Below are 25,188 nucleotides of genomic sequence, written 5' to 3' on the forward strand. Positions count from 1 at the left end.
CCGGAACGCTCGGCCTCGGCGCCGTCGGGCACGGTGCCGGCGGCCACGGTCCGGCGATGCACGGCCCCGGCGGTCCCGGCGGCCACGGCGGATCCGCCGGCCTCAACGGCTCCTCGACACCCGTGATGGCCGCCGCGCCCCGCAAGCTCTCCGGCCGCCGCCGCCGGGAGACCGTCGCCGTCCTGATCTTCGGCGGCGCACCGATCTTCGAGAGCTCGATCCCGCTCTCGGTCTTCGGCGTCGACCGCCAGGACGCCGGGGTGCCGCGTTACCGCCTGCTGGTCTGTGCCGGCGAGGAGGGCCCGCTCGCCACCACCGGCGGCCTCACCCTCTCCGCCCCGTACGGGCTGGAGGCGCTGGCCCGGGCCGGCACCATCGTCGTCCCGGCCTGGCGCTCGATCTCCCAGCCGCCGCCGGTCGAGGCGATCACCGCACTGCGCAAGGCGCACCACGAGGGCGCGCGGATCATCGGCCTGTGCACCGGAGCGTTCGTGCTCGCCGCCGCCGGTTTGCTGGACGGCCGCCCGGCGACCACCCACTGGATGTACGCGCCCACCCTGGCCAAGCGCTACCCGCGGGTGCACGTCGACCCGCGCGAACTGTTCGTCGACGACGGCGACGTGCTCACCTCGGCCGGCACCGCCGCCGGCATCGACCTGTGCCTGCACGTGGTGCGCAGCGACCACGGCGCCGAGGCCGCCAACGCGCTCGCCCGCCGGCTGGTGGTGCCGAGCCGTCGCAGCGGCGGCGGACAGGCCCAGTACATCGATCAGTCTTTACCCGAGGAGATCGGCAACGACCCGCTCGCCGAGGTGGTCACCTGGGCGCTGGAGAACCTCAACCAGCAGTTCGACGTCGAGGTGCTGGCGGCCCGCGCCTACATGAGCCGGCGGACCTTCGACCGGCGGTTCCGCACGCTCACCGGCAGCGCCCCGCTGCAGTGGCTGATCACCCAGCGGGTGCTGCAGGCGCAGCGGCTGCTGGAAACCTCGGAGCTGTCGGTGGACGACGTCGCGCGCCGGTGCGGCTTCCGGTCGCCGGTGGCGCTGCGCGGGCACTTCCGGCGCCAGCTGGGGGTCTCGCCGGCCGCGTACCGGACGAGCTACCGGGCCCGGCGGCCCGGGGCGGCGGCCGCGGCGTCGGCTCCGTCGGCGGGCGGCGACCTGCGGACGGCCGGAGCGGTCGCGTCGCCCACTGCCGCAGCGGGTGCCGGGTCGGTGCCGGGCCAGCACGGCGGCCACGGCGGGCCGGCCGGGCACGGGCAGACGGCCGTCCCGGGGTTCCCGGGCGGGCCGGGTGCCGCACATCCGGGCCAGCACGGGCAGCCGTCCGGGCCGGGCGTCCACGCGCGGGCCGGGCAGCCGTACCCGCACCAGCAGGCCGGCCATCCGTCGCACCCCGGGCAGCCGGGGACCGGCCGCGGTCCGGCGCGCCCGTCGATGGTCCCGGCGCAGCCCGGGCCCGGCGCGGGCCGTCCGCCCAGGACGGCGGAGCACGCCGCCGCCGAGGACGGGGTCCCGCAGCCGGGTGCGCGCGGCCAGGGCCAAGGGCACCGGAGCGTGGCCGACCGGCCGCAGGACGGGGCGTCGGAGGTCCGGGCCCGGCAGGCCCGGGCGGGCCAGCTGCGTCCGCAGGCCGGCCGGGGCGCCGCGGCGGAGGCCAGGGAGCCCCGCGAGGGCCGCGCCGGACGGGACGCCCGCCCGGCGCACCCCGCCGGTCACCCCGGCCGGGACGCCCGGGAGGGGGACGGTCACGCCCAGGACGAGCACGGGTCCGAGGGCCGCGCCCCGGCGCCGCGCTCGGCTCCCGCGGTGCCCGCGGCGCGTGATCGCGCCGTAGGGTGAGTTGTGTGAATGACCGTTTGGTATGGATCGACTGTGAAATGACAGGCCTCGACCTCGACCGGGACGCCCTGGTCGAGGTCGCGGTGCTGGTGACGGACTCGGAGCTGAACATCCTCGGCGAGGGCGTGGACGTCATCGTCCGCCCGCCCGCCGAGGCGCTGGCGAACATGCCCGAGGTGGTGCGGACGATGCACACCTCCTCCGGGCTGCTGGACGAGCTGGAGCACGGGGTCACGCTGGCCGAGGCGGAGGCGCTGGTCCTCGCGTACGTGCGCGAGCACGTGCCGGAGGCCGGGCGCGCGCCGCTGTGCGGGAACTCGGTGGCCACCGACCGCGGGTTCCTGAGCCGGGACATGCCCGCGCTGGAGAGCCACCTCCACTACCGGATCGTGGACGTCTCCTCGATCAAGGAGCTGGCCCGGCGCTGGTACCCGAAGGCGTACTACAACAGCCCGCAGAAGGGCGGGAACCACCGGGCGCTCGCCGACATCCGCGAGAGCATCGACGAACTGCGCTACTACCGCGAGGCGGTGTTCGTCCCGCAGCCCGGGCCGGACACCGACACCGCGCGGGCGATCGCCGAGAAGTACCAGGCCCCGGCGGGCTGAGCCCGGGGCGCCGGAGGTGCTCGCGCGGGGGAAGGAAAAGCCTGGCGCGAGCACCCTTCCGGATCCTGTAGAGTTCTTCTTGTCGGAGCGGGGATGCCGAAAGGCGGAAGCGGTCCGGACAGATGGTGGGTGTAGCTCAGTTGGTAGAGCACCTGGTTGTGGTCCAGGTGGTCGCGGGTTCGAGTCCCGTCACTCACCCCATCGACCCGAGGGGCCGGTCTCGTCAAGGGACCGGCCCCTCGGGCTTTTTCGCGTTCCCTCACATCGGCGGCGGCCGGGCGGCGGTGGGGTGTGGCGCAGGTCGCACCGTGGTCCGCGTCTCACGCGTTCGTCCCGGTCCGGGTCTGCCACCGGAAGCTACTGGCTAGTAACGTTGCCGCCATGACCACTGCTTCGATCGGCCAGCTGCTCGACTCCACCGTCCCGATGGCCCGGACCCTCAAGCTCGAATACCTGGAGACCACCCCGGAGCGCGCCGTGCTCCGGCTGCCCGACCAGCCCGAGTACCACAACCACGTGGGCGGACCGCACGCCGGTGCGATGTTCACCCTGGCCGAGTCGGCCAGCGGCTGCATCGTGCTGGGCGCCTTCGGTGACCAGCTCTCGCGCGCGGTGCCGCTCGCGGTGAGCGCCGAGATCGCCTACAAGAAGCTCGCCATGGGCGCAGTCACGGCCACCGCCGTGCTCGGCCGGCCGGCCGCCGACATCGTCGCGGAGCTCGACCGGGGCGAGCGCCCGGAGTTCCCGGTGACCGTCGAGATCACCCGCGCCGACGGCGCGGTGACCGGCGTCATGACGGTCGTCTGGACGCTGCGCCCCCACTCCTGAGCGGGGCGGGGCGGACGGTCCGCGCCGGCCGGACCGGGCAAGGCCCCCGATGACTGTCCGTGACGGCGCCCGTGTCCTCCCGGTCCGCCCGCTCGTTGTCGATTCACGTGCGAGCCAAACACGCGACCAGGGGGCCGGAGCCCGACCGACGGACCGTCGGCGGCGGGCGGTGCGGGGCCCGGCGGTGGCTGCCCCGGCCGCGGGCCGTCGCGGCGGGCGGGGCGCTCGTGGCGCAGCTGTGGGGGTTCGGCGCTCCGGTCACCTGCGCGGCCGGCGCCGACACCCTCCCGGAACCGGCCGGTCGCAGTGTCGGCCGGGCCCTGACCGGCGGGGCGGCGGCGCCCGGCGGGACGGCGGAGCAGCCCGGACCGGACCCCTCCGCGGAACTGCTGGACGGGCTCACCGGCGCCGTCCCGGAGGTCGCCGCGGACGTCCTGGCCCTGGAGCCGGCCGCCGCGGCCGGCTCGATCGGCCGGGCGCTCCAGGACCTGATCAGGGCCGGCGGCCTGCCCCTGCCGGGACAGCGGGCCGCCGTGCCGGACGCGTTCGCGATCGCCTCCGGACTGCTGGGCGCCTCGGCCGACCGGGCCCGCCCGGCCGAGGCGCCCGCGGCCGGCGAGGAGAGGCCCGTCGGGATGTCCGGCGGTTCCGCCCGGACCGACGACGCCCGGCCGGCGCGGCCCGCCGGCGCACCGCACGGCCCGGCCGCACCGCCCCCGCCGCCGGTCGCGCCGGACCGGCCCCCACGGCCCGGCAGCGGGCGTCCGGCCCCGGCGGGCAGCGGGAACGGGCTGCCGGCCGGACGGTCCGAGGGCCCGGCGGCCGGACGGGAGCGTGCGGCGGCCGCGCCCGCGGTCCCGGCGGCCGGCGGGACGGCCCCGGTCGCCGGGACCGCGGCCAGGACGGCCGCCGTCACGGTCGCCCACGACACCGCGGGCACCGCCACCGCCGTCCTCGCCCCGATCGCGGCCGGGCTGCTGCTGACCGGCGCCGCGATGTACAAGCACCGGGGCCTGCCGAAGGGGCACTGAGCGGCGCCGGGCCGGACCCGGGGCGCAGGGCGTGGGCCACGGGGCAGGACCACGGGACGGGGACCGGGAGGCGGGGATCAGCGGCCGGGGGTGGACAAGTGCAGGGTGAGCAGGGGAAGTTCGCGGCCGGCGACGGACCCGGAGGGGGTGGTGCCGGTGCGGACCGCGCCCATGGCCAGGTAGAAGGGCTCGGCGTTCGGGTCGGCCCCGAAGGTGATCCGGGCGAAGCCGAGGGCGGTCGCCTCGGCCCGCAGGTGCTCCATCAGGCGGCGGCCGACGCCCCGCCCGATGACGGCCGGTTCGACGAAGAGCATGCCCAGTTCGCCCTCCGGGGGCGTCCCGGTGAGGGTGACGAATCCCAGCACCCGGCCGTCGTCCTCGGCGACGGCCGTGCGGTCGGGGCCGATCCGGTCCGGATGGAGGGTGAGTTCGGCCCGGCAGGCCTCGATGAACGCCGCGTCGTAGCCCCAGTGCGCCTTGGAGCGCAGGGCGAGGGCGCTGAGCGCCGCCGCCTCGTCCGGCCGGGCCGGTCGGATCAGCATGGTGGGTGCTCCTCCTCGTCGGGTCCTCCGGGATCCGGCCCCGGTGCACCGAAGCTAGCGGAAGACCCCCGGGGGCGGGGCCGGGGACGGGGTGGCGGTGGCGTCGGTGGCCGGGACGGCGCCGGCGGCGAAGCCGGCGAGGGCGCGGCCGTGTTCGACCCGGCCGTGGGAGGCGTCGGAGGCCGCCCGGCGGGTCAGTTCGGCCAGGGGGAGCGGGGTGTGCGCGGCGGCCAGGACGAGGTTGCCGAAGCGCTTGCCGCGCAGCACCGCCGGGTCGGCGACCAGGCAGAGTTCGGGGAAGACCGCGCCGAGGGTGGCCACCTGGGAGCGGGCGAACGGCAGGGCGGAGCCGTCGGCGATGTTGACGGCGTACCAGCCGCCGGGGGCGAGCGCCCGGGCGGCCAGCGCCGTGAACTCGACGGTGGTGCAGTGGGCGGGCACCCGGGCGCCGGAGAAGACGTCGGCGATCACCAGGTCGACGCTGCCCTGCGGGGTGCGCTCCAGCACGCCGCGGGCGTCCGCGCCGCGCACCTTGACCTGCCAGCCGCGCTCCAGCGGGAGTTCGGCGCGGACCAGTTCGGTGAGCGCGGTGTCGATCTCGGCGACCTGCTGGCGCGAGCGGGGGCGGGTGGCGGCGACGTAGCGGGCCAGGGTGAGGGCGCCCCCGCCGAGGTGCAGGACGGTGAGCGGCCGGCCGGGCGGGGCCACCAGGTCGACCAGGTGGCCGAGCCGGCGCTGGTACTCGAAGCCCAGGTGGGCGGGGTCGGCGAGGTCGACCAGGGACTGCGGGGCGCCGTCGATCAGCAGCGACCAGGCGTGCGGGCGGTCACGGTCGGGGCGCAGCTCGGCGAGGCCGGAGTCGACGGGGCGGGTGAGCGGGCCCTGGGCGTGGGTGCGCCCGCCGGGGCCGGTGGCGGCGGGCGGGCCGCTCTCGGCGGTGGTGCGGCTGCGGTCCGCGGTGCGGCCGGCCCGGTTGCTTCGTCCCATGCCCCCGATTATCACCGCCACACGGCGGAACCCCGCAGCTCAGCGAGGGCGAGGGCGAGAGCGGGGGCGGAGGCGGAGGCGGGGCCGGGCAGGGCCGGCGGTCAGGCCGGGCCGAGGCCGCCGGCGGCGAGGGTGCAGGCGGCCTCGCAGAGGGCCGAGCGCAGCACCCAGGGGTCGGTGGGGCGGGTGGCGCGGTCGGCGCCGGCGGGGGGCATCACCCAGCGCGGGTCGGTGGCGGGCGGCAGGGGGGCGCCGGCGGTACAGGAGCTGCCGGGCAGGTGCCAGGAGGCCGAGGTCCCGGCCGGGACGAGGAAGGAGACGGTGGCGCCGTTGCTGCTCTGCAGCACGGCGCCGCAGGCCCGGCGCAGCCGCAGGATGTCGACCGCCTCCAGGCCGTGGCGCAGGGCGACCGTCACGGTGTCGAAGGCGGCGACGAGCACGGTGTCGGCGCGCGGGCGGGGGGCGGGGCCGCCGCCGGACGGGGACCGGCCGGGGTCGCGGTCGTCGGCCGACTCGGGCAGCAGGGCGGGGGCGGCTCCGTCGAGCACCCCGCCGACGGCCAGGCGGCGGAACTGCGGTACTCCTGTGGCCGGCATGGGCCCTCCTGTCACCTCGTCGGGACCGGAAGCCGTTCCGCCCGGGTGGGGGTGCCGCCAGGGGCGCGGCAGGGGGGACGGCGGCGGGGGCTTCCGTGTACCAGGACAACGCCGGGTCCGTTCCGCAGGCCACGGGGCGCTTTACAGCAAGCCATGGCATTTCATGGCGGATCCCGGGAACTTTGCCCCGTTTGCCCCGGATTGACGGCACATCGCCCGCGAACCCGCTGTGTCCGTCCGGTGACTCCCGGTACTGTCGTGCCGCACCCGGCCGCCCGCCGGGACCCACCGGCCCCACGCGCGGCGGGGCGGCCCGCCGCCCCGCCGCCGCCCGACCCCGCACCACCACCCGCACCATCACGGAGCGCACCATGGCAGCCACCCCACCGGCCGAGCCGAACCGCCCGTCACCCAACACCGCGATGCGCGCGCTGCGCGGCGACCGCTCGCCGGGCGAGTTCGCCATGGCGGTGCGCCGGGCGGCCCGTGAGATCGGCGAGCACGTCTCCTGCGACGCCCGGTACGTCGGGCGGGTCGAGTCGGGCGAGATCCGCTGTCCCAACTACGCCTACGAGCGGGTGTTCCGGCACATGTGGCCGAATCGCTCGCTCACCGACCTCGGCTTCGTCCCCCGCACCGCGCTGCGCCGCCGCCCGGCGGACGGCGGCGGGGGCGCGGACGGCGGCGGGGGCGCGGGCGGCGCGGATGGCACGGGCGGCGCGGGCGCCGCGGGGGGCGGTCCGCGGGGCGACGGGGCGCCACCACCACTCCATCCGGCGTTCCCGCCGCTGCCCGTCCCCCGCTCGCCGCTCGCCACCCGGCTCCCGTACGCTGCCTCGCCGTACGCGGAACCACCCCCACCGGTCGGGGTCCCGGTGCCGAGGTTCGCGACGGCACCCCGGGGGTCCGACGAACCGCACCCCTGTGACGAGGAGAACGACGACGTGCGTCGCCGTACCTTCCTGGCCGGCGGCTCTGCCGCGCTGGCCTCCGTGATCGGCCTCGACCTGCCCGGCGGGGCCGCCGCGGCCGCCGCCCCCCACGGCGCGGCCGTCCTTCCGGCGCCGCCCGGCGCCGTGGTCCCCGGCCGTCCCTTCCCCGTGCCGCCGCCCCGCAAGGTCGGCGCGGCCGAGGTCCTCGGCGTGGAGCAGGCCGTCCGGGACATCCGGCTGGCCGACGACGCGCACGGCGGCGACGCCCTGTTCGAACAGGCCGGCCGCTCCCTGCGGGAGGCCTATCTGCTGCTCGACGCCTGCGAGTACTCCACCGACACCGAGCGCAGACTCCAGGCCGGGGCCGGCGAACTGGCCATCTCGGTCGGCTGGTTGGCGCACGACTCGAACCGGCTCGGGGACGCCCGCTCGTACTACGCGGAGGCACTGGCCACCGCGCGGATGGCCGGCGATCCCGCGCTGGAGGCGCATGTCTTCTCCAACAGCGCCTTCCTCGCCCGGGACGCCGGGCGCCCCCGCGAGGCACTGCGCGCCGCCCAGGCCGGGCAGTCCGCGGCCCGTCACCTCGCCTCCCCGCGGCTGCTCGCCCTGCTGACGATGCGTGAGGCGGGCGGCTGGGCGCTGCTGCGCGACCGCGGTGCCTGCGAGCGGGCGATCGGCCGGGCCCGCGGGCTGTTCGACCAGGGCCCCCGCGAGACGGACCCGGAGTGGATGTCGTTCTTCGGCGACGCCGAACTCGCCGGGCTGCAGGCCCAGTGCTGGTCCGCGCTCGGGGACTGGGACCGGGCCAGCGAGCACGCCCGGCTGGCCATGGCGCTCCAGCAGCCGCACTTCGTGCGCAACCGGGTGCTCTACACCGCCGAGCTCGCCCACGACCGGCTCGGGCGGGGCGACCTGGCGGGCGCGGCCGAGCACGGGTCGGCCGCCGTCGCGCTGTTCGGCGACGTCCGCTCGGCCCGGATCCGCTCCATGCTCGCCGACACCGCGCAGCGGCTCGGGGAGCACCGGCGGGTGCCGGAGGTGGGGCGGTTCCTGGCCGAGTACGGCGCGGCAACGACGGCCGCCTGAACCTGCGCGGACGGCCGGCGGCCCGGGTCAGTGCGTCAGCGTCTCCAGGTGGCCCTGGTCGTTCCACAGCTCGACCGCCGGGGCGCCGTACTCCCAGGACAGGACGCACAGCGCGGCGGTGCCGAGCTTGAAGCGCTGGGCGTACTCGGGCGGCAGGCCGAGCCAGCGGGCGGTCAGGATGCGCAGCAGGTGGCCGTGGGCGAAGAGCAGCACGTCGCGGTCGGCGCAGTGCATGACCGTGGTGTCCGGGTCCGGCACGCCGTGCTCGGCGTTGAGGTCGGCGAGCAGCGCGTCGACCCGGGCGGCGACCTCGGAGAGCTTCTCGCCGCCGGGGACGCCGTCGCGCCAGATCAGCCAGCCGGGCCGGTCGGTGGCGCGGATGTCGGCGCCGGTGCGGCCCTCGTAGCGGCCGTAGTCCCACTCCAGGAGTTCGGGGCGCTCCACGGCCCGGTCGCCGAAGCCGGCCAGCTCGCAGGTCTCCCGGGCGCGGCCGAGCGGGCTGGTCAGGACGCGGGCGCCGGGCAGGCCGTTCCAGGGCGCCCCGGCGAGCCGGGTGCCGAGCGCCCGGGCCATCGCCCGGCCCTCCTCGGTCAGCGGGATGTCGGTGCGGCCGGTGTGGCGGCCGGTGGCCGACCAGTCGGTCTCGCCGTGGCGGACCAGCAGGATGCGGGCGGGCATGGGCAGGCTCCTCGTGCTCGGGCGGTGCCGTCGGGGCGGTGGCGGCGGTCGGCCTCGCCGGCCGGCACCGGTCTCCATGATCCCCCACCGGCGGAACGCCCACGATCCCGGGCTCCGTCCGCCGGCGGGTCAGGCACCTGCGCATTCGCCGCCAACGCCCCCGTCCGGGGCGGATTGTCGGAGCCGGATGCGACACTGGGCCGCACCATGAACGTCTCGACGAACGCCCCGCTCCGCGGGCCGGCGGAGCCGCTCGCCCAGCGGCTCGCCGAGCTGCGCGGACCGGCGCCGCAGCGCAGTCTGAACGCCCGTGCCCTCGCCGCCCTGGCCGCCAATCCGGGGTGCCACCGCCGCGCCGTGCTGGACGCCGCCGGGGTGGACAAGGCGGCGCTGGCCGCCCGGCTCGGCCGCCCCGCCCCCTTCGGCCGGTCGCCGTTCGCGCTGGCGCGCGGCGTGGTGTTCGAGGCCCGGCTGAAGGAGAACGGCTACGCGGCGCTGCTGGAGCCGCTGCGCGGCCGGCTCGGCATGTCCGAGGACGGCGGCCCGCTGCTCGTGCCGGACCTGCTGCGCTCCTCCGGTCCGGCGGTCCGGGCCGACCGCACGGCGGCCGCGCTGGCGGAGGCGGCCGCCGACGAGCACGCCTGGACGCTGCTCGACCACCCGATGCTGCGGCTGGACGTGGCGGGCTCCACCGCCTACCTGGAGCCGGACGCCGTCGTGGTGCACGGCGGCCGCTGCACGGTCGTGGAGATCAAGTCCTTCCCGGTGCTGGACGGCACCGCCGACCCGGGCAAGGTGGGCGCCGCCGCCCGGCAGGCCGCCGTCTACGTGCTGGCCCTCCAGGAGGCCGCCGCCGCGCTGGCCGGGCGGCCGGTGGACCCGGACCCGTACGCCGAGCAGCGGCTGCCCGGCAGTCCGCGCACCAGCGTGCTGCTGGTCTGCCCGGAGGACTTCGGCAGCCGGCCGACCGCGGTGCCGGTGGACGTGCGCCGCGAACTGGCCACCACCCGCCGGCAGCTGAGCCGGATGACCGGCATCGAGCGGCTGCTGGCGGTGCTGCCGCCGGGGGCGGACCTCGACCTCTCCCCCGGCGCGGACGGCGTGCCGGTCCGGTCGGCAGAGGAGCTGGAGAAGACGGTCGGCACGGTGCCCGCCGCGTACAGCCCGGACTGCCTCTCCACCTGTGAACTCGGCTTCCACTGCCGCGCCCAGGCGCGCTGCGGGGACCGGGTCGAGCAGCTCGGCCGGGGGGTGCGGGGCGAACTCGGCAGCATCCGCACGGTGACCGAGGCGCTGGCCGTCGCCGCCACCGGCCCGGCCGGGTCCGCCCGGGCGGCCGCCGGTGCGGACGGGGACGGGGACGAGGACGAGGACGGCGACGGGGCGGACGAGGCCGCCGCCCGGCTGGCGTACGCCGCCGCACTGCGCGCCGAGGCGCTCGGCCGCCCCGCGCCCGCCGGGGCGGAGGCCGAGCGGTGAGCCTGCTGTCCACCCTGGCCCGGCTGGAGGCCGTGCGCAGCGGCCGGGCCGAGCCGCTGGCGACCGTCCGCCACCGGCACCTCTCCGAGCGCCCGATGGTGCTCGTCCCGCTGACCTCGGCAGGCGAGGACGGCGCGCCGCTGGCCGTGCTGCTGGGCACCGACCGCGAGGCGCCGGCGCTGCACATCGTGCCGCAGCCGCTCAACCGGACGCTGCGCTCGGAGTTCCTGGCCGACCTGGCCGCCGATCTGCTGCCCTACCTGGAGTCCTTCGGCGACGAGGTCGAGCTGATCGAGGGCTCCGAGAAGGATCCGGAGAGCGGGGAGAGGACGCCGGTCGTGCGGGAGCTGTGCGCGGACGCGCCGCAGCTGATCGTGCCGAACAGCGGGGGCGTGCGGTACCTGGCGCTGCTCGGCCGCTCGACCCGGTTCCGCCGCACCGCCGAGGACGAGGACCCGGGCCCGTTCCCGGCCCCCGCCCGGGTGCCGCTGCTCGGCCGCTGGCTGACCCACCTCGCCGAACGGGCGATGGTGCCGGGCTCCAGCCTGCTGCTGCCGGTGACCGGCCTGCTGGCCCGGCACTGGGCCACCGGCCAGAGCCACCTGGAGGACCAGCACCTGGCCGCCCGGCTGGCCTGGCACACCCCGCCGCCGGGGCTGAGCGGCGCGCAGGCCGCCGAGCGGGCCGAGACCGGGCGCGGCGAGGGGGGCCGGCTGCTCCACCCGCCGGCCGGTCCGACCACCGACCCGGTGTTCGACGCCAAGGTGCTCGCCCCGGCGATCGCCCGCTACGACGCGGCCGCGGCGGCGCTGCGCGGGGCCGACGCCGCGGGTGCGGCGGGCGCCGCGGACGCCGCGGCGGCCCGGGAGGCCGTACGGGTCGCCGTCGAGCAGCTGCGCGCCGTCCTGCGCGAGGAGCTGCTGCCGACCTGGCACGACGTCTGGCACGGCCTGGACCTGCTGCGCGCCCTGCCGCCGGCCCGCCACCTGCCCGAGCGCTGGACCGGCGACCGCTGGTCGTACACCGGCCACCGGGACCGGCTGGCGGCCGGGGAGCCCCCGCAGCCGCGGATCGACGACGCCGTGACGGCGGCCCGCAAGCTCGCCCAGCGCGAGCGCGAGCAGGCCCGGCTGGACGTCCAGGAGGCGCTGGACGACCCGCTGGCGATGGCCGGGCACCGGCTGGCCGGGGAGGCGTTCAGCGGGGTGGTGACCGAGGTGGTGCCGGACTACGACACCACCGGCCGCTCCCCCAAGCCGCGGCCGCTGGTGGTCGTGCGCACCGACGACCGCCCGCACGCGGACCCGGGCCGCGAGGTGCACCGGGTCCGCGAACCGGCGGCGCCGGAGGCGGCGGCCGGACCGGCGCAGAAGGCCGTGATCGCGGCGGCCGACCCGCAGGAGGGCACCATCACCGTGCGGCTGCTGTCCGGGATGGGGCGCAAGAAGGAGCCCGAGCCGGGGAGCCTGCCCGAGCCGGGCGAGCGGGTGACCTTCACCCTGTTCGAACTGACGGTCCGGCAGGCCGCGCCGCTGCCCGAGCCGGACGACACGCCGTGGACGCACGGCGGCCCGCCCGGCGCCGCCGTCACCGTGGTGCCGGTCGTGACCGGCGCCGCCGAGGACTGGGAGTGATCCGCCCGATGAGCACCGAGCAGGCCGCCGGCCAGACCCCGGGCGCGGCCGCCGACGCCGCGGTGGCGCGGATCCTGGAGGCGACCGTCCGCCCGGCCGCCGGGGCTCCGCGCGGCGTGGTGGTGGACTCGCCGCCCGGCGCGGGGAAGTCGACCCTGGTGGTGCGCGCCGCCCGGGAGCTGGTCGCGGCGGGCGAGCGGCTGATGATCGTCGCCCAGACCAACGGCCAGGTGGACGACCTGGTCGACCGGCTGGCCGTCAAGGCGCCGGACCTGGCGATCGGCCGGCTGCACGCGGCCGACGCGCGCCCGGGGCCGGAGGTGCTGCGGCACGCCAACGTCACGCCCTCGGACAAGGTCGCCGAGCTCGCCGAGCTGGACGTGGTGATCTCCACCTCGGCGAAGTGGCAGTGGGTGCGGGCCGAGCAGCCGTGGCGGCACGCGATCGTCGACGAGGCGTACCAGATGCGCTCGGACGCGCTGCTGGCGGTGGCCCGGCTGTTCGAGCGGGCGCTGTTCGTCGGCGACCCGGGCCAGCTGGACCCGTTCACGGTGGTCGGCACCGAGCAGTGGGCGGGCCTGTCGTACGACCCGTCGAGCAGCGCGGTGGTCACCCTGCTCGCGCACAACCCGCAGATCGAGCCGCACCGGCTGCCGGTGTCCTGGCGGCTGCCGGCCAGTGCGGCGCCGCTGATCTCCGGCGCGTTCTACCCGTTCACGCCGTTCCGCTCGGGCACCGGCTCGGGCGACCGCTCGCTGACCGCCTCGGTGCGCCCGGACGGTTCGGCGGTGGACGCGGCGATCGACCGGGCCGCCGAGCACGGCTGGGCGCTGCTGGAGCTGCCGGCCCGGCACACCGTGCGCACCGACCCGCAGGCGGTGGCGGCCGTCGCGGCGACCGTGCGACGGCTGCTGGACCGCGGGCTGACGGCGCACTCCGAGCAGGGCTCGGCGCCGCTCACGGCGGACCGGGTCGCGGTCGGCACGGCGCACCGGGACCAGGCGGCGGCGGTGCGGGCGGCGCTGGCCAGGGCGGGGGTTCCGGTGGACCCGGCGGCCGGGCCGGCGGTGACCGTGGACACCGCGAACCGGCTGCAGGGGCGCGAGTACGACGTCACGGTGGTGCTGCACCCGCTGTCGGGGCGGCCGGACGCGACCGCGTTCCACCTGGAGACCGGCCGGCTCTGCGTACTGGCCTCCCGGCACCGCCACGCCTGCATCGTGGTGGCCCGGGCCGGGATCGCGGAGCTGCTGGACGAGCACCCGGCCACCGAGCCGGTGCAGTTGAACGTCCCGGTGGCGTTCCCCGACGGCTGGGAGGCCAACCACCGGGTGCTGCACCACCTGTCCGGGCACCGGGTGCGGCTGGACCGGCCCTGACGACGGGGGGTGGCTCCGGCGGCACGGACGGGCGCGGGCGGCACGGGCGGGCGGCGGCCTGCGGCAGACGCGGGCGCGCACCGGACCGCGGGGGCGTGCGGAAGGCCGCACCGGCTGACGCGCGCTCCCGGCGCGCCGGGCGGGAATAGCGCCCGGACGCGCACCGTTCCGTTACCGGCTGCCGCCGCGAGACAATGGACGACGGCCGCGACCGGGCGGCGCCCGATCCGAGCCGGCCGTCGCCCGCCCCCCATCGAGCACCCGGAGGTGTCCGTCCATGCCCGACTCCCCTGTGCAGGCGTCCGACCCGAGCGGCCCCGCCGCGCCGGCCGGCCCCGGGCCGGGCGCCGGTACGGCGTCCGGCCGGCGGCAGCGCCCGGTGCAGCTGCTGTTCGAGCCGCCGGCCGGCGAACCGGAGCCGGAGCGTTTCTTCGACCTGGAGTCGATCGACGACCCGGCCGAGCTGCTGCGCCGCTCCACCGAGCTGACGCTGGCCTTCCGGGCGGCCGCCGAGCGGGCCACCGACTTCCAGGCGGTCGCTGCCGCGCAGCTGGCGGACCCGCGCCGGTTCGACGCGCTGTCCGCGGCCGAGATCGCGAACCGGGCCGACTGGACGCCGGACTACGCGGCCAAGATGATCGAGTACGGCCGCACGCTGCTCAGCCCCCAGCGGCACGAGGACTGAGCCACCCGGCCGCCCCGGCCCGGCCCGGTCGCCCCTGGCATATGCCGCAGGACGCGGAAGGGTACGCCCCAGCCCGCCCCGCTGTCCGGCGAACCACGCTTTCCCTCCCGGACACGCTCCGGACACCCCACCCTGCTGTCCGTGGACATCTGGACCTACCAATCGGTGGAGTACGTGACCGTGGCCGGTGAGGCCTGGCTCGCCTCCGCCAGCGAGTACCCGCGCAGCATGCGCGCCCTGTGGGAGGCCCGCCCGTGGGCGCCCTCGGTGCTGCCCTGCGGCCGGACCTTCGACGTGATCAGCATGCCGGCGCTGTTCGGGCGCCGGGTCCTGGACGAGCTGTGGGCCTCCGGGCCCGGCTGCGGGCCGGTGGCGGTCGTCCGGGGGCGCACGCTGCTGTTCGTGCAGCCGGGGGCGGCGCCCCGGCTGCGCCGGCTGCTGACCTGGGAGGAGTGGGCCCGGGACGTGCCCCCGCTGCTGTGCCACGGCAAGGGCGACACGGTGACCGTGCCGCCGGTGCAGCGGGCGGCGGACGGCGGGCCGCAGGCGGCGGAACACGGCCGGGGGCGGTGGATCGTCGCCCCGGAGAGCCGGGAGCCGTGGCTGCCGGGGGCCTCCGTGGTCCTCTGGGCCTGCGTCCGGGCGGCCCGGGAGCCGGTCTGCGCGCCCTGAGCGCCCCCGGCCGGGACGGGCCCGGGAGGTGCGGGTATTCGATTTTGGCCGGACCCGGACCCGCTGCTAGAGTCTTCCCTGTCAGCAGGCGCCGCTAGCTCAGTTGGTTAGAGCAGCTGACTCTTAATCAGCGGGTCCGGGGTTCGAGTCCCTGGCGGCGCACAGACAGCCGGAAGGCCCCTCGTGAGAACGAGGGGCCTTCCGGCGTTTCCGGGTCCGGGCGGGAGCCGGTCCCGGCAGGAGCGGGGAGCGGGCGGGTGGAGCGGCCGGCGGGGCCGCCCGCCGAGGCGGACGGCCCGTGCACCGGCCCGGCGGCTCAGCGGCCGCGCAGCTCGCGGTAGCGGGCGACCAGCGCCGCGGTGGAGCTGTCCAGCGCCTCCGTGCCCTCGCCGGTCAGCAGCACCGGCTCGATCCGCTTGGCGAGCACCTTGCCCAGCTCGACGCCCCACTGGTCGAAGGAGTCGATGTTCCAGATCGCGCCCTGGACGAACACCTTGTGCTCGTAGAGGGCGACCAGCTGGCCGAGCACCGAGGGGGTCAGCTCGCCGGCCAGCACGGTGGTGGTCGGGTGGTTGCCGCGGAAGGTCTTGTGCGGGACCAGCTCGGCCGGCACGCCCTCGGCGGCGACCTCCTCCGGCGTCTTGCCGAAGGCCAGCGCCTGGGTCTGGGCGAAGAAGTTCGCGAGCAGCAGGTCGTGCTGGGCGACCAGGCCGGGCAGCAGGTCGGCGACCGGCCGGGCGAAGCCGATGAAGTCCGCCGGGATCACCTTGGTGCCCTGGTGCAGCAGCTGGTAGTAGGCGTGCTGGCCGTTGGTGCCGGGGGTTCCCCAGACCACCGGGCCGGTCTGCCAGCTCACCGGGCGCCCGTCGCGGTCCACCGACTTGCCGTTGGACTCCATGTCCAGCTGCTGGAGGTAGGCGGTGAACTTCGACAGGTAGTGCGAGTACGGCAGCACGGCGTGCGCCTGGGCGTCGAAGAACGCGCCGTACCAGACCCCGAGCAGGCCGAGCAGCAGCGGGACGTTCTCCTCCGGCGGGGCGGTGCGGAAGTGCTCGTCGACCAGGTGGAAGCCGTCCAGCATCTCGCGGAAGGCGTCCGGGCCGATGGCGATCATCAGCGAGAGGCCGATCGCCGAGTCGTAGGAGTAGCGGCCACCGACCCAGTCCCAGAACTCGAACATGTTGGCGGTGTCGATGCCGAAGTCGGCGACGCCCTCGGCGTTGGTGGAGAGCGCGACGAAGTGCTTGGCGACCGCGTCGGTGTCCGCGCGCAGCTCGGTGAGCAGCCAGTTCCGGGCCGAGACCGCGTTGGTGATGGTCTCGATGGTGGTGAAGGTCTTGGAGGCGACGATGAAGAGCGTCTCGGCGGCGTCCAGGTCGCGGACCGCCTCGTGCAGGTCGGCGCCGTCCACGTTGGAGACGAAGCGGACGTCGAGGTCGCGCTGCGCGTAGGAGCGCAGCACCTCGTAGGCCATCGCGGGGCCGAGGTCGGAGCCGCCGATGCCGATGTTGACGACGGTGCGGATCCGCTTGCCGGTGTGGCCGCGCCACTCGCCGCCGCGGACCTGCTCGGCGAAGGCGGCCATCTTGTCCAGCACGGCGTGCACGGCGGGGACGACGTTCTCGCCGTCGACCTCGACGACCGCGCCGCGCGGGGCCCGCAGCGCGGTGTGCAGGACGGCGCGGTGCTCGGTGGTGTTGATCTTCTCGCCGCGGAACATGGCGTCCCGCAGGGCGGCGACACCGGTGGCCTCGGCCAGGTCGCGCAGCAGCGCCAGGGTCTCGTCGGTCACGAGCTGCTTGGCGTAGTCGACGTGCAGGTCGCCGACCTGGAGGGTGTAGCGGCGGCCGCGCTCCGGGTCGGCGGCGAACAGCTCGCGCAGGTGCGTGTCGCCGAACTCCTCCCGGTGCTTGGCGAGGGCGGCCCACTGCGGGGTGCGGTCCAGCGGGGTACGGGCGTCGGCGCGGGTCTCCGACATCGGTGGCTCCTCGTTTCGTCTGGGTGCAGATACCGGCAGGGCCAGGCGGGAGGGTTTCGCGAGGTCGTGCGGGTACTGGGGGTGCGCCGACTCCGTTGACGGCCTTGCCCGGGGCCAGCCTATGCAACGCCGCGGCCCCGGGCGCACATTCCGCGTCCCGACGGTCCGTCGGGATGCCCGCCGTTCGGACGCGCGTCGCGGGGCGGCCGCCCGGCCGTCACCGACCCGCCGTCACCGCCCGGCCGTCACCGCCGTTCGGAGCGCAGGTCGAGGCCGCGCAGCACCTGGTCGACGAGCTCCGGGTCGGCGCCGGGCTCGGCGCGGGCGACCAGCATCTCGCGCCGGGAGGCGGCGATCATCTCCTGCTCGACGCTCTGCGCGGCCCGCCACTGGACGAGCCGCTGCTTGGCCTCGGCGGCCTCCTCCTCCGCGTAGTTCTCGGGGCAGAGCCGGGCCAGCCGGTCGTGCTGGCGGTCCCGCAGCCGGTCGGCGACCTCGGCGGGCAGCCGGTCGGCCTCCTCCAGTTCGCCGAGCCGGCGCAGCCCGGCCTTGGCGGCCCGCCACCAGAGCTGGCGGACCTGCTGCTCGTGCCGGTCGTGGCCGAGGTCGAGCTCGAAGCGCTTGGCCAGCCAGGGCAGGGTGAGGCCCTGGACGAGCAGCGTGAAGAGCACCACGCTGAACGCGATGAAGACCAGCCGGCCGCGCTCGGGGAAGGACTCGCCGGAGTCCAGGGTGAGCGGGATGGCCAGGGCCAGGGCCACGGTGGCGACCCCGCGCATCCCGGACCACCAGAGCAGCACGCTCTCCTGCCAGCTGATCGGGGTGTCCTCCTCGGAACCGGCGCGCAGCTTCTGGGAGAGCCAGCCGGCCGGGAGCAGCCAGAGCAGCCGGACCACCACGACCACGGCGATCACCACGGCGGCGTCGCCGAGCATGCCGGTCCAGCCGGAGCCGGCCTCCTTGAGGACGGTGGCCAGTTCGAGGCCGATGAGGCCGAAGGCGACGCCGGTGATGAGGATCTCGACGATCTCCCAGAAGGCGTTGCCGACCAGCCGGTAGGAGACGGCGTCGGCGTCGGCGGCCCGCTCGGCGAGGTAGAGGCCGCAGACGACGACGGCGAGGACGCCGGAGCCGTGGATCTCCTCGGCCAGGCTGTAGGCGGCGAAGGGCACCAGCAGGTTGAGCGCGACCTGCTGGGTGGGGTCCTCCAGGAGGGCGGCGAGCTTGGTGTTGGCCCAGCCGAGGGCGACGCCGATGACCACCGCGAGGACCGCCGAGAGGACGAAGCGCAGCACGGCCCCGCCGGCCGAGAAGTCGCCGCCGACCACGGCCTCGATGGCCAGCGAGTAGACGACGATCGCGGTGACGTCGTTGAACAGGCCCTCGCTCTCCAGGATGGCGACCAGGCGGCGGGGCAGGCCGACGCTGCCGGCCACCGCGACGGCGGCGACCGGGTCGGGCGGGGAGACCAGCGCGCCGAGCGCGATGGCGGCGGCGATCGGCAGGCCGGGCAGCAGCCAGTGCACGGTGCCGGCCACGGCGGCGGTGGTGACCACGACCAGGGCGACGGCGAGCAGCAGGATCGAGCGGATGTTCGCCTTGAAGTAGCGCACCGAGGAGCGCCGGGCGACGGCGAAGATCAGCGGCGGCAGGACCAGCGGCAGGATCAGCTCGGGCTCGATGGCGATGTCGGGGATCTGCGGGATCAGTGCCATGGCGATGCCCAGCAGGGTCATCAGCACCGGTTGGGGCACGCCGGTCCGGCGGGCCAGCGGCATGGTCACCACGGAGGCGAGCAGCACCAGGAAGAGCAGGGGCAGCTGGCCCACGGGGAACGTCCTCTCGGTGGCGGGCGGGGGATCTGCACGGGAGTGCGGTCCGGACATGGCCCGGGCCGCCGTCGAGGATAAATCCGACAATGATCTCAACTGGGACGACACGCCGGGGAGGGGTTGACCTGAAGCGGACTTCACCCCGCAGGATCGGGGGAACCCGAGGCTCGACAGGACCCGACAGGAGTGCCCGCGATGAAGGCAGTGACCGTCCCCCGGTTCGGCGGCCCCGAGGTACTGCGGGTGACCGCGGTGCCCGACCCCGCCCCCGGCCCCGGCGAGGTGCGGGTGCGGGTCTACGCCGCCGGGGTGCAGCCGGTGGACCTCGCGATCCGGGAGGGCCGGGCCCCGGCCGGCGTCGAGATCGCCCCCGGGCTGATCCCCGGCAACGAGTTCGCCGGAGTGGTGGACCGGCTCGGGGAGGGCGTGCGGGACTGGGCGGTCGGGGACGAGGTCCTGGGCTTCCGGCTGCTGGGCTGCGCCGCCGAGCTGGTCACCGCCGACGCCGCGCGGCTGGTGCGCAAGCCGGCCGGGATGCCCTGGGAGCACGCGGGCGCGCTGTCCGCCTCCGGGCAGACCGCGCACCTCGCGCTCACCGAGCTGAAGGCGGGCGCGGGCGACACCGTGCTCGTGCACGGCGCCGCCGGCGGGGTCGGCACGGTCGCCGTCCAGCTGGCCCGGGCCTGGGGGGCCACGGTGATCGGCACCGCGAGCGCGCGCAACCACGGCTACCTGCGGGAGCTGGGCGCGGTCCCGGTCGCGTACGGCGAGGGGCTGGTCGAGCGGGTGCGGGCGGCGGCGCCGCAGGGCGTGGACGCGGCCTTCGACGCGGCCGGGCGCGGGGCGCTGGAGGCCTCCGTCGAGCTGGTCGCCGACCGGTCCCGGATCGGCACCGTGGTGGACTACCCGGCGGCCCGGCGGCTGGGCGTCCTGGGGATCCGGGGGGAGCGGACGGCGGCCCGGCTGGCCGGACTGGTCGCCCTCTGGGAGGCGGGCGCGCTGCGGCTGGAGATCGCCGAGACCTTCCCGCTGGGGCGGGCGGCCGACGCCCACCGGCTGGTCGGCACCGGCCACGTCCGGGGGAAGGTCGTCCTCACCCCCTGAACGGCTCCCTCCGCGGGCGGGGCTCCGGGCCGATTGTGTGTTTCGGCCGCTGACCAGGTAATGTCTTCCTCGTCAGCAGGCGCCGCTAGCTCAGTTGGTTAGAGCAGCTGACTCTTAATCAGCGGGTCCGGGGTTCGAGTCCCTGGCGGCGCACAGACAGCCGGAAGGCCCCTCGCGGGAGCGGGGGGCCTTCCGTCGTTCCCGGACGGCCCTCCCCCGCCGTTCAGTGCGGGATGGCGGCGATCAGCTCGGAGGCGCCCTGCCGCTTGAGGGCGAGGGCGGTCGCGGTGCCGAGGTCCTCCGGGCTCAGCGCGCCGGCCCACTCGTGGGCGTCCAGGACGTGCTTGCCGTCCGGGGTGAAGACCCGCCCGCGCAGCGAGAGGCGGCCGTCCGCCTCGGCCCGGGCGTAGCCGGCGATCGGCGAATTGCAGTGGCCCTGGAGCACGTGCAGGAACATCCGCTCGGCGCTCGCCTCGCGCCAGGTCGGGTGGTCGCCGAGGCCGGCGACCGCGTCGATGGTGGCGGTGTCCTCGGCGCGGCACTGCAGGGCGAGGATCCCGGCGCCGATCGGCGGGCACATCACCTCGACCGGCAGCACCTCGCTGATCCGCGCGGCCTCGCCGATCCGCTCCAGTCCGGACAGCGCGAGCAGCAGCGCGTCCGCCTCCCCCGCCGCGAGCTTGGCCAGCCGGCTGTTGGCGTTGCCGCGCACCGGGACGCACCGCAGGTGCGGGTGGGAGGCGGCGAGCTGGGCCCGGCGGCGGACCGAGGAGGTGCCGATCCGGGTGCCGGGCGCCAGTTCGTCCAGGGTCAGGCCGCCGGGGTGGACGAGCGCGTCGCGGATGTCGTCGCGGCGCAGGTAGGCGGCGAACACCGTGCCGGCGGGCAGCGGGCGGTCGGCGGGCACGTCCTTGAGGCAGTGCACGGCGAGGTCGGCCTCACCGGCCAGCAGCGCGGCGTCCACCTCCTTGGTGAACGCGCCCTTGCCGCCGAGCCGGGCGAGGTCGCCCATCCAGCGGTCGCCGGAGGTGGTCACCGGCACCACCTCGGTGCGCACCCCCGGGTGCACGGCGGCGAGTTGGGCCCTGACCCGCTCGACCTGGGCGAGCGCCATCGGCGAGGAGCGGGACACGATGCGGATCAACTCTGCGGTGGTCATTGCTGGATGATAGGCCGTCACCCGCCCGGCGGCGATGCCGCTTCACCCGGCCGGCGGCGCGGCGGCGGGCGCGGGGATCCGGGCGATCAGGTGCTCGGCCACCACCAGGTTGATCAGCCAGCACGTCCAGGCGGCGGTGGCGTAGGCCTGCTCGAACGGCACCCCGGCGAGGTCCGCCACCGGCAGCCAGATCCGCAGCGTCGCGGCGGCCAGGACCAGCGCGAACGAGCGGGTGGCCCAGGCCCGGTGGCGGACGAGGTCGCGGCGCAGGGCGGCCCGCCCGGCCAGCGCCGAGGAGAGCAGCAGCAGGACGGCGAGCGCGGTGAAGCCGGCCGGTGCGACGGGGCCGACCAGGCCCGAGGGCGCCAGGAGCAGGCCGCCGGTGCCGGTGGCCAGCACGGCGAGCAGGTAGAGCCGGCCGGTCAGCCGGTGCAGTCCCGGGCGGCAGGCGCGCAGCCGGGGCAGGAACTGCCAGGGGCCGAGCAGCACCGCCAGCACCCCGCCGCCGACGTGCAGCGCGAGCGGGACACGGTGGGCCAGGTAGACGGCGCGCTGCTGGTCGAGGAAGACCTCGGGGTCGAGGGTCAGGTAGCGGGCGGTGAGCAGGGCGGTGGCGAAGGCGAGCACGGTGACCGCCCACCAGCCCGCCCGGCGGCCCCGGCCGGCGGTCGGCCCGGCAGGGGCGGCGGGGGCGGCGGGGGCGGCGGGGGCGGCGGGGGCGGCGGGGACGGCGGGGGACGGACTGGGAGCGGCGGCCGGGGCGCGGGGGTCGGGAGCGTTCATGGCCCGGACGCTACGGACCGCGGGCGCCCGCCCGCGTCCGCCCGGCGGGGTTCCGCGGGCTGCCCCCACGGGGGTGACCGGGCCGGTCCGCAATACCCCACCGGGGCGATGCGCGGGCCGGACGGCCGCCGCTACCGTACGGCCCGTGCGCCCGCACCACCGCGCGGCGGCCGATCCCCCACCCCGGAGCCGTCATGAGTCCTGTGCCGCACACCCCGGCGGCCCCGCCGCCCCGGCCGCTGCTGCCCGCGCTGCGGGCGGTGCGGGCGGTGCCCGCCGGCCGCTGGGACGCCGTCCTGGCCGGGCTGTTCCTGCTCGTGATGGCCGTCGAACGGATCGGCGCGGCGGGCGGGCTGCGGGGCGGGCTGCCGCTCGCCCTCGCCCTGAGCGTGGCGGTGGCCGCCCCGCTGGCGGTGCGCCGGACCAGGCCGCTGGCCGGCTACCTGGTCGGCGCGGCCGCGCTCTCGGCCGAGGCGCTGTTCGTGCTGCCGAGCCCCGTCTCGCCGTACGCCGACCTGGTCGGCCTCTACTCGCTCGGCCTCTACGCGCCCCGGCGCCGTGCCTGGGCCGGCCCGTTCGCCGCCCTGCTCGGGATGGCCGCCTACTTCGCCGACCTCGGCCGGGCCTACCCCGTCATCCCGGCCGGGGTGCTGTTCCTGTGGCTGCTGGGCTGGGCGGTCGGCTACGGGACGGCCCGGCGGGCCGAGCAGCGCGAGGCCGCCCGGCTGCTGCTGCGCCGGGAGGTGGTCGCCGGGGAACGGGCCCGGCTGGCCCGGGAGCTGCACGACTCGGTGGGCCACACCCTGAACGTGGTGCTGGTCCAGGCCGGGGCCGCCCGCCGGCTGCTCGACCGGGAGCCGGAGCGCACCCGGGAGCTGCTCACCGGTCTGGAGCACACCGGGCGGGAGGCGCTCGACGACCTCGACCGGGTGCTCGGCCTGCTGCGGCGCGAGGCGCACGGCCGGGATGCGCACGGCCCGGACGCGGAGGGCCGGGCCGCCGAGGGCCGGGAGCCGGACGGCGCGGCGCCGCAGCCCGGCATCGCCGACCTGGAGCGGCTGGCCGAGCGGCTCGGCGGCGCCGGGCTGCGGGTGCGGGTGCGGATCGACCCGGCCGCCCGCCGGGTGCCGCGCAGCCTGGACGTGTCGGCGTACCGGATCGTCCAGGAGGGGCTCACCAACACGGTGAAGCACGCGGACGCCCGCACCGTCGGGGTCACCGTCCGGTGCGCCGCCGGGCGGCTCGCCGTCGAGGTGTGCGACGACGGGCGGGGCGTGCCCGCCGGGTACGCGCCCGGCCGCGGGCTGCTGGGGGTGGCCGAGCGGGTCTCGGTCCTCGGCGGGCGGGTGGAGCACGGGCCGGGCGAGCCGGGCGGGTTCCGGCTGCGCGCCGAGCTTCCCGTCCCGTGACCGCCGCAGCGGGCCCGGCGGCCGGGCGGGTGCGGGTGGTGGTGGCCGACGACGACGCGCTGCTGCGTGCCGGGGTCTCCCTGGTGCTGGAGACCGACGACCGGATCGAGGTGGTCGGCGAGGCGGCCGACGGGCTGGCGGCGGTGGCCCGCTGCCGGGAGCTGCTGCCGGACGTGGTGCTGATGGACGTCCGGATGCCCGGGATCGACGGGGTGGAGGCGACCCGGCGGATCGCCGCCGCCGGGCTGCCCACCCGGGTGCTGGTGCTGACCACCTTCCACCACGACGACTACGTCTGGGGGGCGCTGCGGGCCGGGGCGGCCGGCTTCCTGCTGAAGCGGGCCTCGGCCGAGCGGCTGATCGACGCGGTGCACACCCTGGCCGGGGGCGAGTCCGTGCTGGACCCGGCGGTCACCCGGGACCTGGTCGCCCAGATGGTCGGCCGGGGCGGCGAGCGGCCCCCGCCGGAGCCGGAGGACGCCCGGCTGGCCCAGCTGACGGCGCGCGAGCGGGAGGTGCTGCGGCTGGCGGCCGAGGGGCGCTCCAACCGGGAGATCGCCGCGCTGCTGGTGCTCGCCGAGTCGACGGTGAAGACCCACATGAAGCGGATCCTGGCGAAGATCGACGCCCGTGACCGGGCCCAGGCGGTGGCCATCTCCTACCGCGGCGGGCTGATGCGCTCCCGGGACCCGCTCGGCGGCCACTGAGCCCGCCGGTCACCGCCCGCCGCCCGGGCGGCGGGCCGGGAAGCCGTGGGTGCGGGCGGCGAGGACGACGGCGAGCACCGGCAGCAGCAGGAGCAGCGCGGTCCACGGGAGCGAGCCGGTGCCGAGCCGGTCCAGCAGCAGGCCGCCGGCCACGCCGCCGCCGGCCATCGCCGCGTTCCACAGGGTGACCAGCATCGCCTGCGCCGCGTCCGCCCGCTCGCCGCCCGCGTCCCCGGCGGCGGTCTGCAGCAGGGTGGGGACGCCGCCCCAGCCGAGCCCCCAGAGCACGGCGGCGGCGTACACGGCGGCGGCGCTGCCGGCCGCGAGCCCGAGCACCGCGGCCGCGGCGGCGACCAGCAGGGTCGAGGCGAGGGTCAGCGCGCGCAGCCGGCGGTGGATGTGCGCGCCGGTGAACCAGATGCCCGCCAGCGAGGCCACGCCGAAGGCGAGCAGCACGGCGTCGGTGGCGCCGCCCATGCCGCGCCGGTCGAGGAAGGGCGCGATGTAGGTGTAGAGGACGGTGTGGGCGAGGACGAAGACGAAGGTGACGGCGAGCACCGGGGTGACGCCGGGGACGGTGAGGGCGCGCAGCACCGGGGCCCGCTCGCCGCGGGCCCGGCCGGGCACCTCGGGGACGGAGGCGGCGATCCAGCCGGTGACGGCGAGGGCGACGGCGGTCATCAGCAGGAAGGCCACCCACCAGCCGAGCACCTGGCCGAGGAAGGTCCCGGCGGGCACGCCGAGCGACAGGGCGAGCGGGGCGCCGGCCATCGCGACGGCGATGGCCCGGCCCTGGAGTTCGGGGGGCGCGAGCCGGCGGGCGTACCCGGCGAGCAGGGCCCAGGCGAGGCCGGCGGCGACCCCGGCGACGAACCGGGCGGCCATGGTGAGCGGGTAGTTCCCGGACAGCGCGGTGACGGTGTTGGCGGCGGCGAAGCCGAGCATCGCGGTGAGCAGCAGGCGCCGCCGGCCCCAGCCGGCGGTGGCGGCGGTGAGCGGGACGGCGGTGAGGGCGGTGCCGAGGGCGTAGACGGTGACGGACTGGCCCATGGCGGACTCGCCGACGCCGAGGTCGGCGCTCATGGCGGGCAGCACGCCGGCGGGCAGGGTCTCGGTGAGGGCGGTGACGAAGACGGCGGTGGCGAGGGCGAGGAGGGCGGGCAGGGGGAGCCCGGCCGGCCGCCGGTCGGCGGCGGGTCGCTCGGTGGTCCGCGGGGAGGTCGGCATGGCCG

21 protein-coding genes, 3 tRNA genes and 1 pseudogene are annotated in these 25,188 nt (G+C 77.1%); 16 read left to right on the forward strand and 9 right to left on the reverse strand.

Annotated features, from left to right (window positions below; genetic code table 11):
- Positions 1-125 precede the first annotated feature (125 nt).
- From ACF1AK_RS24550 to ACF1AK_RS24570, 5 genes and pseudogenes are all read left to right on the forward strand, one after another.
- A pseudogene (locus ACF1AK_RS24550) lies at positions 126-1,128 on the forward strand (helix-turn-helix domain-containing protein); the annotation flags it as partial.
- Between the two features lie 721 nt (positions 1,129-1,849).
- On the forward strand, positions 1,850-2,452 hold the full coding sequence (gene orn / locus ACF1AK_RS24555) for an oligoribonuclease (RefSeq protein ID WP_391500982.1): 603 nt from the start codon (positions 1,850-1,852) through the stop codon (positions 2,450-2,452).
- A 125-nt stretch (positions 2,453-2,577) separates the two neighbouring features.
- Positions 2,578-2,653: transfer RNA gene (locus ACF1AK_RS24560), tRNA-His, on the forward strand.
- Between the two features lie 180 nt (positions 2,654-2,833).
- Positions 2,834-3,280 (forward strand): DUF4442 domain-containing protein, encoded by a 447-nt coding sequence (locus tag ACF1AK_RS24565; protein WP_391500983.1) that lies wholly within the window; start codon positions 2,834-2,836, stop codon positions 3,278-3,280.
- Between the two features lie 227 nt (positions 3,281-3,507).
- Entirely contained in the window at positions 3,508-4,311 is an 804-nt protein-coding gene (locus ACF1AK_RS24570) for a hypothetical protein (protein ID WP_391500984.1), read from the forward strand.
- Between the two features lie 77 nt (positions 4,312-4,388).
- On the opposite strand, the gene ACF1AK_RS24575 is transcribed toward ACF1AK_RS24570, so the two are convergent.
- The 3 genes from ACF1AK_RS24575 to ACF1AK_RS24585 form a co-directional block, all read right to left on the reverse strand.
- Positions 4,389-4,853, reverse strand: a complete 465-nt coding sequence (locus ACF1AK_RS24575; RefSeq protein ID WP_391500985.1) for a GNAT family N-acetyltransferase — start codon at positions 4,851-4,853, stop codon at positions 4,389-4,391.
- Between the two features lie 54 nt (positions 4,854-4,907).
- Positions 4,908-5,840 (reverse strand): spermidine synthase, encoded by a 933-nt coding sequence (locus ACF1AK_RS24580; RefSeq protein ID WP_391500986.1) that lies wholly within the window; start codon positions 5,838-5,840, stop codon positions 4,908-4,910.
- Between the two features lie 101 nt (positions 5,841-5,941).
- On the reverse strand, positions 5,942-6,436 hold the full coding sequence (locus ACF1AK_RS24585; protein ID WP_391500987.1) for a hypothetical protein: 495 nt from the start codon (positions 6,434-6,436) through the stop codon (positions 5,942-5,944).
- Between the two features lie 371 nt (positions 6,437-6,807).
- Between ACF1AK_RS24585 and ACF1AK_RS24590 the strand changes: the two genes are divergently transcribed.
- Positions 6,808-8,457, forward strand: coding sequence for a tetratricopeptide repeat protein (locus ACF1AK_RS24590; RefSeq protein WP_391500988.1), 1,650 nt, complete (start codon positions 6,808-6,810; stop codon positions 8,455-8,457).
- A gap of 27 nt (positions 8,458-8,484) precedes the next feature.
- Here the strand turns inward: ACF1AK_RS24590 and ACF1AK_RS24595 are convergent, their stop codons facing one another.
- Positions 8,485-9,135, reverse strand: a complete 651-nt coding sequence (locus tag ACF1AK_RS24595) for a histidine phosphatase family protein (protein ID WP_391500989.1) — start codon at positions 9,133-9,135, stop codon at positions 8,485-8,487.
- Between the two features lie 207 nt (positions 9,136-9,342).
- On the opposite strand from ACF1AK_RS24595, the gene ACF1AK_RS24600 reads away from it, so the two are divergent.
- The 6 genes from ACF1AK_RS24600 to ACF1AK_RS24625 all read left to right on the forward strand — a co-directional run bounded on the left by ACF1AK_RS24600 (position 9,343) and on the right by ACF1AK_RS24625 (position 15,146).
- On the forward strand, positions 9,343-10,614 hold the full coding sequence (locus ACF1AK_RS24600) for a hypothetical protein (protein ID WP_391500990.1): 1,272 nt from the start codon (positions 9,343-9,345) through the stop codon (positions 10,612-10,614).
- Positions 10,611-12,248 (forward strand): hypothetical protein, encoded by a 1,638-nt coding sequence (locus ACF1AK_RS24605; RefSeq protein WP_391500991.1) that lies wholly within the window; start codon positions 10,611-10,613, stop codon positions 12,246-12,248. Before ACF1AK_RS24600 ends, ACF1AK_RS24605 begins: the two co-directional genes overlap by 4 nt.
- Positions 12,249-12,256: 8 nt before the next feature.
- The gene (locus ACF1AK_RS24610) at positions 12,257-13,627 is read left to right on the forward strand and encodes an AAA family ATPase (protein WP_391500992.1); all 1,371 of its coding nucleotides are present in this window, start codon (positions 12,257-12,259) and stop codon (positions 13,625-13,627) included.
- Between the two features lie 277 nt (positions 13,628-13,904).
- A complete protein-coding gene (locus tag ACF1AK_RS24615; RefSeq protein WP_391500993.1) occupies positions 13,905-14,312 on the forward strand; it encodes a hypothetical protein in 408 nt (135 codons plus the stop codon).
- A gap of 141 nt (positions 14,313-14,453) precedes the next feature.
- A complete protein-coding gene (locus ACF1AK_RS24620) occupies positions 14,454-14,984 on the forward strand; it encodes a bifunctional DNA primase/polymerase (RefSeq protein ID WP_391500994.1) in 531 nt (176 codons plus the stop codon).
- Between the two features lie 88 nt (positions 14,985-15,072).
- Positions 15,073-15,146 (forward strand) — tRNA-Lys (locus tag ACF1AK_RS24625).
- Between the two features lie 154 nt (positions 15,147-15,300).
- Here ACF1AK_RS24625 and pgi read toward each other — a convergent pair.
- On the reverse strand, positions 15,301-16,962 hold the full coding sequence (gene pgi / locus ACF1AK_RS24630; protein WP_391500995.1) for a glucose-6-phosphate isomerase: 1,662 nt from the start codon (positions 16,960-16,962) through the stop codon (positions 15,301-15,303).
- A 245-nt stretch (positions 16,963-17,207) separates the two neighbouring features.
- On the reverse strand, positions 17,208-18,791 hold the full coding sequence (locus ACF1AK_RS24635; RefSeq protein WP_391500996.1) for a Na+/H+ antiporter: 1,584 nt from the start codon (positions 18,789-18,791) through the stop codon (positions 17,208-17,210).
- Positions 18,792-18,989: 198 nt separating this feature from the next.
- Between ACF1AK_RS24635 and ACF1AK_RS24640 the strand changes: the two genes are divergently transcribed.
- Together ACF1AK_RS24640 and ACF1AK_RS24645 are read left to right on the forward strand one after the other, a co-directional pair.
- Positions 18,990-19,898, forward strand: a complete 909-nt coding sequence (locus ACF1AK_RS24640) for an NADP-dependent oxidoreductase (protein WP_391500997.1) — start codon at positions 18,990-18,992, stop codon at positions 19,896-19,898.
- Between the two features lie 79 nt (positions 19,899-19,977).
- Positions 19,978-20,051, forward strand: a tRNA-Lys gene (locus ACF1AK_RS24645).
- Between the two features lie 70 nt (positions 20,052-20,121).
- Here the strand turns inward: ACF1AK_RS24645 and hemC are convergent.
- Positions 20,122-21,057, reverse strand: a complete 936-nt coding sequence (gene hemC / locus ACF1AK_RS24650) for a hydroxymethylbilane synthase (RefSeq protein ID WP_391500998.1) — start codon at positions 21,055-21,057, stop codon at positions 20,122-20,124.
- A 42-nt stretch (positions 21,058-21,099) separates the two neighbouring features.
- Positions 21,100-21,840: a DUF2306 domain-containing protein gene (locus ACF1AK_RS24655; RefSeq protein ID WP_391500999.1), complete on the reverse strand. Its 741-nt coding sequence runs from the start codon at positions 21,838-21,840 to the stop codon at positions 21,100-21,102.
- A gap of 194 nt (positions 21,841-22,034) precedes the next feature.
- Here ACF1AK_RS24655 and ACF1AK_RS24660 point away from each other — a divergent pair, with 194 nt between their 5' ends.
- Together ACF1AK_RS24660 and ACF1AK_RS24665 are read left to right on the forward strand one after the other, a co-directional pair.
- Complete coding sequence (locus ACF1AK_RS24660; protein WP_391501000.1) at positions 22,035-23,249, forward strand: sensor histidine kinase; 1,215 nt, start codon at positions 22,035-22,037, stop codon at positions 23,247-23,249.
- Positions 23,246-23,956, forward strand: coding sequence for a response regulator (locus ACF1AK_RS24665; protein WP_391501001.1), 711 nt, complete (start codon positions 23,246-23,248; stop codon positions 23,954-23,956). The genes ACF1AK_RS24660 and ACF1AK_RS24665 overlap by 4 nt, the downstream gene beginning before the upstream one ends.
- A 9-nt stretch (positions 23,957-23,965) precedes the next feature.
- Here the strand turns inward: ACF1AK_RS24665 and ACF1AK_RS24670 are convergent, their stop codons facing one another.
- Positions 23,966-25,183, reverse strand: coding sequence for an MFS transporter (locus ACF1AK_RS24670; RefSeq protein ID WP_391501002.1), 1,218 nt, complete (start codon positions 25,181-25,183; stop codon positions 23,966-23,968).
- Between the last annotated feature and the right edge of the window lie 5 nt (positions 25,184-25,188).

This window comes from Kitasatospora sp. NPDC015120 (assembly GCF_043080305.1).
Taxonomy (GTDB): Bacteria; Actinomycetota; Actinomycetes; order Streptomycetales; family Streptomycetaceae; genus Kitasatospora.

Bases quoted from the DNA above. Each gene is read 5' to 3' on its own strand.
- ACF1AK_RS24565 (WP_391500983.1), top strand. From the start codon at position 2,834: ATGACCACTGCTTCGATCGGCCAGCTGCTCGACTCCACCGTCCCGATG.
- ACF1AK_RS24575 (WP_391500985.1), bottom strand. From the start codon at position 4,853: ATGCTGATCCGACCGGCCCGGCCGGACGAGGCGGCGGCGCTCAGCGCC.
- ACF1AK_RS24580 (WP_391500986.1), bottom strand. From the start codon at position 5,840: ATGGGACGAAGCAACCGGGCCGGCCGCACCGCGGACCGCAGCCGCACC.
- ACF1AK_RS24585 (WP_391500987.1), bottom strand. From the start codon at position 6,436: ATGCCGGCCACAGGAGTACCGCAGTTCCGCCGCCTGGCCGTCGGCGGG.
- ACF1AK_RS24590 (WP_391500988.1), top strand. From the start codon at position 6,808: ATGGCAGCCACCCCACCGGCCGAGCCGAACCGCCCGTCACCCAACACC.
- ACF1AK_RS24595 (WP_391500989.1), bottom strand. From the start codon at position 9,135: ATGCCCGCCCGCATCCTGCTGGTCCGCCACGGCGAGACCGACTGGTCG.
- ACF1AK_RS24600 (WP_391500990.1), top strand. From the start codon at position 9,343: ATGAACGTCTCGACGAACGCCCCGCTCCGCGGGCCGGCGGAGCCGCTC.
- ACF1AK_RS24610 (WP_391500992.1), top strand. From the start codon at position 12,257: ATGAGCACCGAGCAGGCCGCCGGCCAGACCCCGGGCGCGGCCGCCGAC.
- ACF1AK_RS24615 (WP_391500993.1), top strand. From the start codon at position 13,905: ATGCCCGACTCCCCTGTGCAGGCGTCCGACCCGAGCGGCCCCGCCGCG.
- pgi (WP_391500995.1), bottom strand. From the start codon at position 16,962: ATGTCGGAGACCCGCGCCGACGCCCGTACCCCGCTGGACCGCACCCCG.
- ACF1AK_RS24640 (WP_391500997.1), top strand. From the start codon at position 18,990: ATGAAGGCAGTGACCGTCCCCCGGTTCGGCGGCCCCGAGGTACTGCGG.
- hemC (WP_391500998.1), bottom strand. From the start codon at position 21,057: ATGACCACCGCAGAGTTGATCCGCATCGTGTCCCGCTCCTCGCCGATG.
- ACF1AK_RS24655 (WP_391500999.1), bottom strand. From the start codon at position 21,840: ATGAACGCTCCCGACCCCCGCGCCCCGGCCGCCGCTCCCAGTCCGTCC.
- ACF1AK_RS24660 (WP_391501000.1), top strand. From the start codon at position 22,035: ATGAGTCCTGTGCCGCACACCCCGGCGGCCCCGCCGCCCCGGCCGCTG.
- ACF1AK_RS24670 (WP_391501002.1), bottom strand. From the start codon at position 25,183: ATGCCGACCTCCCCGCGGACCACCGAGCGACCCGCCGCCGACCGGCGG.